The following is a 6000-nucleotide window of genomic DNA, read 5'->3' on the forward strand; positions in this document are numbered from 1 at the left end:
AATAACAACTTCCGTTTGGGCGGATTTTACTGTTTGATCTGCTTTATTTGAGGTTGTTGGAACCTCCGTCTGTTCTGGAAGTAGATACATGGTGCTTAAATTTTCTCGGACAAAATACGCATTGGCGACACGTTGAATATCCTGTGCGCTGACGTTTTCATATAATTTTGGTAATTCGTCCATTAGCCTGAAACTGAGCCCATTGACTTCTAAGTTACCGATAGTCTTGGCTTGGCTGCTGATGTCATCTTGGTTATAGACTAAATTGGAGACAAAACGTGTGGTGATACGTTCAACTTCAGGTGTTTTGACTAATTCTGTTTTTAATATTTCGATTTCATCTTGTATGGCTTTTTGAGCTTGTTCCATTTTGACGCCATCGGCAGGGAGTGCTGAAATGGTAAACAAGCTATCACCACGATTGTATGGATCATAAGAAACACTTACAGCGGTGAGTAATTTTTTATCGCGTACCAGTTTGTCTTGTAGGCGCGATGAAATACCACTATCTAAAATGTTGCGAATAATATTGAGAGCATAAGCATCTTGTGGGTTTTTTGCGGTAGCCAGTGAGCGTACATTCCACGCCATATACAAATTAGGCACTTGTACGGGCAAATTTAGTTCCATGTGACGATAGCCCACACGTTCGAATTCCATCACATCATTACGATCAGGTGTTTTGCGTGATGGAATATCACCAAAGTATTTTTGAACTTGACGAATGGCTGCTTCGGCATCGACATCACCAACAATCACCAAAATGGCGTTATTCGGGGTATACCAATCTTTATACCATTGTTTTAAATCTGCCAATTTGATGTTTTGCAGATTTTTCATATGCCCAATGACGGGTTGGCGATAATGACTGGTCGGATAAGAGATCCATTTGAAACGTTCATAAGCCAAAGAACGAGGGTTATCATCTGTGCGCTGTCTGCGTTCTTCCATAACCACTTTAATTTCAGGGTCGAAATCTTGTTGTTGTAATCGTAAATTACTCATACGATCCGCTTCGAGCTCCAGCGCCATAGGGAAATAGGCTTTTGGATACAACTGATAATAATTGGTGTAATTGGTAAAGGTTGCAGCGTTAATACTGCCGCCATAGATACGGCTGAGACGTGTAAATTCATCATTAGGAACTTTGGTGGTTCCTTTAAACATCATATGTTCGAGTGCATGAGAGATCCCTAATAGATTGCCCGACTCATCACTACTGCCAACACGATACCAAATATGAGTCATTACCATCGGCGCACGGTGGTCTTCACGAATAATGACCTTTAAACCATTTTTAAGCGTGGTTTCAAAGGTGCTACGCGTTAATTGGGTACGTGTGTCTGCATGTAGATTGGGTGCTGACCAAAGGCAACTGCTAATGACACAGATAGGAAGCGCAGAGCGAAATAAAGTTTTAAAAAGACAAGGAGAAAATCTGTTTTTATGGGACACAAAGGAATCCATTAAAATGCATTTTATAGCTATCTAGTTTTCCTAAAGTTAATTTTGATTGCAAGTTCAACATGTTGTTTTTTAGTGTGCTTCGCTCTGACAGGCGTGTATCGACTCAATTTAAGATAACTTATGATAGAATCGGTTTTTTTAACGCAGTGCTTTTCAAGGATTCGGCATGCAACAGCAATCTCATGGGCAGAATAAATTTTTGATTGATGCTGATATCGGTGATGACGATGTCACGCTACCGAGTTTACCTGCGGTAAATGTGCCGATTATCGAGACACCGAAAGTACAGCAAGACGTTGCTGCACCATTACAAGAAACAGAGTCAGAAACTGAAGACTCGAAGGCGAAAGGCGGCTTCTTTAGTCGAATGAAAGAAGGTCTAGCAAAGTCACGTAAGAACTTGGCAGACGGCATGGTGAATATCCTGATCGGTGGGAAGGAAATTGACGATGAACTTTTAGAGGAAGTTGAAGAGCAACTTTTGGTTGCTGATATTGGTGTCGATGCAACCAAAACGATTATTGCGAACTTAACTGAACGTACTGAACGTGGCGATTTAATCTATTCACATTCTTTATATAAAGCGCTTCAAGAAGAACTTGTGGCATTACTTGCACCACGTGTTAAACCGCTACATATCGACAGCAATAAAAATCCGTATGTGATTTTGGTTGTTGGTGTAAATGGTGTGGGTAAAACCACCACGATTGGTAAATTAGCAAAACGCTTACAAGGTGAAGGTAAAAAAGTAATGTTGGCTGCTGGTGATACATTCCGTGCAGCAGCAACAGAGCAATTACAAATTTGGGGCGAACGCAATAATATTGCAGTTGTGGCGCAAGGTCATGGTGCAGATTCTGCTTCAGTTATTTTTGATGCATTCGAAAGTGCTCGTGCAAAAGGCGTAGACGTGCTGATTGCAGACACCGCAGGTCGTTTACACAACAAAGGACACCTCATGCAAGAGTTGTCTAAAGTAAAACGTGTAATGCAAAAAATTGACGCTACAGCTCCACATGAAGTGATGTTGGTTGTTGATGCAGGTACAGGTCAAAATGCCATTAACCAAGTTGAAATGTTTGACGAGGCAGTAGGGCTTACAGGTCTAACTATTACTAAGCTTGATGGTACAGCAAAAGGTGGTGTGTTATTTAATATTGCAAGCCGGACCCATGTGCCAATTCGTTTTATTGGTGTAGGTGAGAAAATTGATGACTTGCGTCCATTCTCAGCAAAATCATTTGTCGCAGCATTATTTGAAACTGATAAATAAATTGCGTTAAATGTCACATAAACTCCGCAAAATGCGGAGTTTTTTGTTTTTGAACTTACTGATTGATTTAAAAAGCAACATGTGAATAAATCATAGTCAAAATTTAGCCTGATATACCCTTAGAATAAGTAAGGAATTGTTGTTATATATAAAAATTGCTTTGGGGTGTTTAGGGTGGCGTTACTCGATAAAATTGGTCATGTATTGACTGCGGATATCACTAAAGATTTTAAATTAAAAAAGAAAACTACCGAACAAGAAGTAGAAGCGTCATTTGTCGACCAACTAAAGAAACGTCGAAGTATTTATGAGCTTGGAAAAAAGGTGCATTACAGTCAGGCTTATTTGGCGGAACTGATTCAAGAATCCGTAAGAAGTTGTCCATCTGCATATAATTCGCAAAGCACACGTATTGTAGTTTTATTTGGCGAATCTCATCAAAAATTTTGGGACATAGTAAAAGACGTACAACGCAAGAATGTTGCGAGTTATATTTTTGAAGGTGTGGCGCTCAAAATAGATCAGTGTGCAGCTGGCCTGGGAACTGTACTTTTCTATGAAGATCAAGTTGTGATTCAACAATTACAAAAGAAAGTGCCATTAAGTGCAGAAGATTTTCCAGTGTGGTCGGAGCAAACGTCTGGCATGGCGCAATTCGCAGTATGGACTTCGATCGCAGATGCAGGTTTAGGCGCATGTTTACAACACTATAATCCACACATTGATTATGCCGTTGCCGAACACTTTGATATTTCAAAACAATGGCTGCTTCGTGCGCAGTTAGTCTTTGGTTCAATTGAAGGTCAAGCGCCTGAACGTTTAGAACCAGAAGATCAAGATCAGTTTAGAATTTATGAGTAATTTCTATGTTCTGTAGGTTGCTTTGATTTCTGCTGTCCTAAAGACTGTGAACCAATATTTGAATGTAAGTGGGTTGTAGGTATTTAGATGCTTGCAACTGATTGTTCTAGAAATAAGACACAATGTTGTAAATATAGTCATGCAACTGTTAAAAACATCACCTATTATAAATCACAACTTAGTCAGCTAATTGAAAATAAAAAGAGGTCTTGTAATGTCATTCTTGAATCAAATCGAACAACGTCGCACAATCTATTCTATTGGTAATAACGTGAGTTTATCGCAAGATGAAATTGAGCAAACCATTAAAAATGCTGTACGTTTAAGTCCATCATCATTTAACTCTCAAACGTCTCGTGTCGTTATTCTGTTTGGTGATGCACATCAAAAATTCTGGAATATCGTACGTGAAACTTTACGTAAAATTGTACCTGCAGATGCATTTGAAGGAACCAATGGCAAGATTAATAGTTTTGCAGCAGGTTTTGGTACAGCATTATTTTATGAAGATCAGGCTGTAGTAAAAGCACTCCAAGAACAATTTGCACTTTATGCAGATAATTTCCCAGTATGGTCTGAACACTCAACGGCGATTGCTCAATTTGCTACTTGGACGGCATTGGCTGAAAAAAATATCGGTGCATCATTGCAACATTACAATCCAATTGTTGATGCTGAAACAGCTGCGGCATTTGATGTGCCAGATCAATGGAAACTACGTGCACAGCTTGTTTTTGGTTCGATTGAAGCGCCTGCAGGTGAAAAAACCTTTATTGCAGATGAAGAACGATTCAAAACTTTCAAGTAATGATGGTGTGATGAATTAAAAAAGGATGCTTTAAGCATCCTTTTTTTATATGCAAAATTCTTGAATGAATATCAAAATAATGTCTTGAAACTAAATATACAGTGATTGTTAGATGTCATAAGATTGTCACATATGCATTGCATAGTGCAATCGAAACTAAATAATTGATAAAGAGTGATAATGATGACTTTAAGATTAACTGTTGCTGCTGCAGCGCTGATGTTAAGTAGTGCAGGATTTGCAGCTGTAACTTTGACTGTTCCGGAAGAAATCAAAATAGTTGCAGTTAATGATCAAGAAGTTACAGGTGGTTTATTTCGATCTACAGAGAAATATAAGCTAGATGCAGGTGAAAACGTATTAACTGTACGTTATAGCGAATTTTTTCAACATGCTGATAATTCACACGATATATTAAAATCAGGAGTTGCTGCTATTCGCACTCCAGCACTGATTGATGGTCAAGAGTACCGTTTAGGTCTAGTCAATGCACCAAGAGATTTTGATGCTGCGCAAAAATATAAAGACCAACCGATATTTGGTTTGTATGACAAATCTAATCAATTACTTGTGCAGCAAGCTGGGGCGAAGAAAGAACAAAAATCGATTTTCTCCAATGGTGTTTTGGGTAATGCCGTAGATTTTACGAAGAAAGAAGCTGTGCCAGAAAATCAACCGGCACCTGTTTATGCGCAATCTGTAACTGCAAAACCAACGAACGTAGTATCTCCTGTAGTAGCTTCAAAAAATGTGATTATTAATGAAAATGGGGCAGATCAACAATTAATTCAGCTTTGGCAGAAGGCTAGTAAAGCTGAACGACAAAAATTCATGAGTTGGTTGGCTGAGCAAGCAAACTAAAGTTACTTTCGTAACTTTATTAGTTTTCTTGAAATCCGCATTATTTGAAAAGTCCGTTGAATTACGGGCTTTTTAGATTGAAGAATATAAAAATCACCAAGAATTATAAAATTCGTCTTTCATAAAGCAAAATATAAGGATATATTGATCTTTAAATAAGCAATAAATTGCTTTTAGTTTAAAAAATATACATTCAAGCGCAATATCGTAGAAATTTCTATGATAGGGGCTTGTGTTTGTTTTGAAACTCTATAGAATACGCTGCATACCAACGCAGACAGTGATAAACGTAAGGTTTTGAGTTGTTTGATGTTGTTTTCTTATTTGCTGACGAAGCATTAAGAAGATCATTAAGAGATTATGAAGAACAACTTGTGTGGATTTTTACTGATTGATCGATCGAAATTATTTTCATTGATTAATGGTAGAAATTACTCGAAGTTTATTTGAGCAAATTTTTGTCAGTAATTGATGAGCCAAGATTGGTGCCCTATAGGTACTATTGATTTTAAACTGAAGAGTTTGATCATGGCTCAGATTGAACGCTGGCGGCAGGCTTAACACATGCAAGTCGAGCGGGAATAGGTAGCTTGCTACCGATTTCTAGCGGCGGACGGGTGAGTAATGCTTAGGAATCTGCCTATTAGTGGGGGACAACATTTCGAAAGGGATGCTAATACCGCATACGTCCTACGGGAGAAAGCAGGGGATCTTCGGACCTTGCGCTAAT

The 6000-nt window shown here is 38.5% G+C and carries 4 protein-coding genes, 1 rRNA gene and 1 pseudogene; 5 read left to right on the plus strand and 1 reads right to left on the minus strand.

The genetic code is table 11. The features are described 5' to 3' along the window. Positions 1–69: 69 nt before the first annotated feature. Positions 70–1383, minus strand: a pseudogene (locus tag FTU36_RS01140) (M16 family metallopeptidase); the annotation flags it as partial. Between the two features lie 250 nt (positions 1384–1633). On the opposite strand from FTU36_RS01140, the gene ftsY reads away from it, so the two are divergent. The 5 genes from ftsY to FTU36_RS01165 form a co-directional block, all read left to right on the plus strand. Beyond that, positions 1634–2740, plus strand: a complete 1107-nt coding sequence (ftsY, locus tag FTU36_RS01145) for a signal recognition particle-docking protein FtsY (RefSeq protein WP_168379661.1) — start codon at positions 1634–1636, stop codon at positions 2738–2740. Between the two features lie 174 nt (positions 2741–2914). After that, complete coding sequence (locus FTU36_RS01150; RefSeq protein ID WP_180116648.1) at positions 2915–3601, plus strand: nitroreductase family protein; 687 nt, start codon at positions 2915–2917, stop codon at positions 3599–3601. 214 nt (positions 3602–3815) lie between these two features. Continuing rightward, positions 3816–4409: a nitroreductase family protein gene (locus tag FTU36_RS01155; RefSeq protein WP_180007270.1), complete on the plus strand. Its 594-nt coding sequence runs from the start codon at positions 3816–3818 to the stop codon at positions 4407–4409. A gap of 183 nt (positions 4410–4592) precedes the next feature. Further along, on the plus strand, positions 4593–5270 hold the full coding sequence (locus FTU36_RS01160) for a DUF2057 domain-containing protein (protein ID WP_180116652.1): 678 nt from the start codon (positions 4593–4595) through the stop codon (positions 5268–5270). A gap of 510 nt (positions 5271–5780) precedes the next feature. Further along, positions 5781–6000 (plus strand): 16S ribosomal RNA (locus FTU36_RS01165); the annotation flags it as partial.

It is taken from the genome of Acinetobacter sp. YH12096, assembly GCF_013419215.1.
Lineage (GTDB): Bacteria > Pseudomonadota > Gammaproteobacteria > Pseudomonadales > Moraxellaceae > Acinetobacter > Acinetobacter amyesii.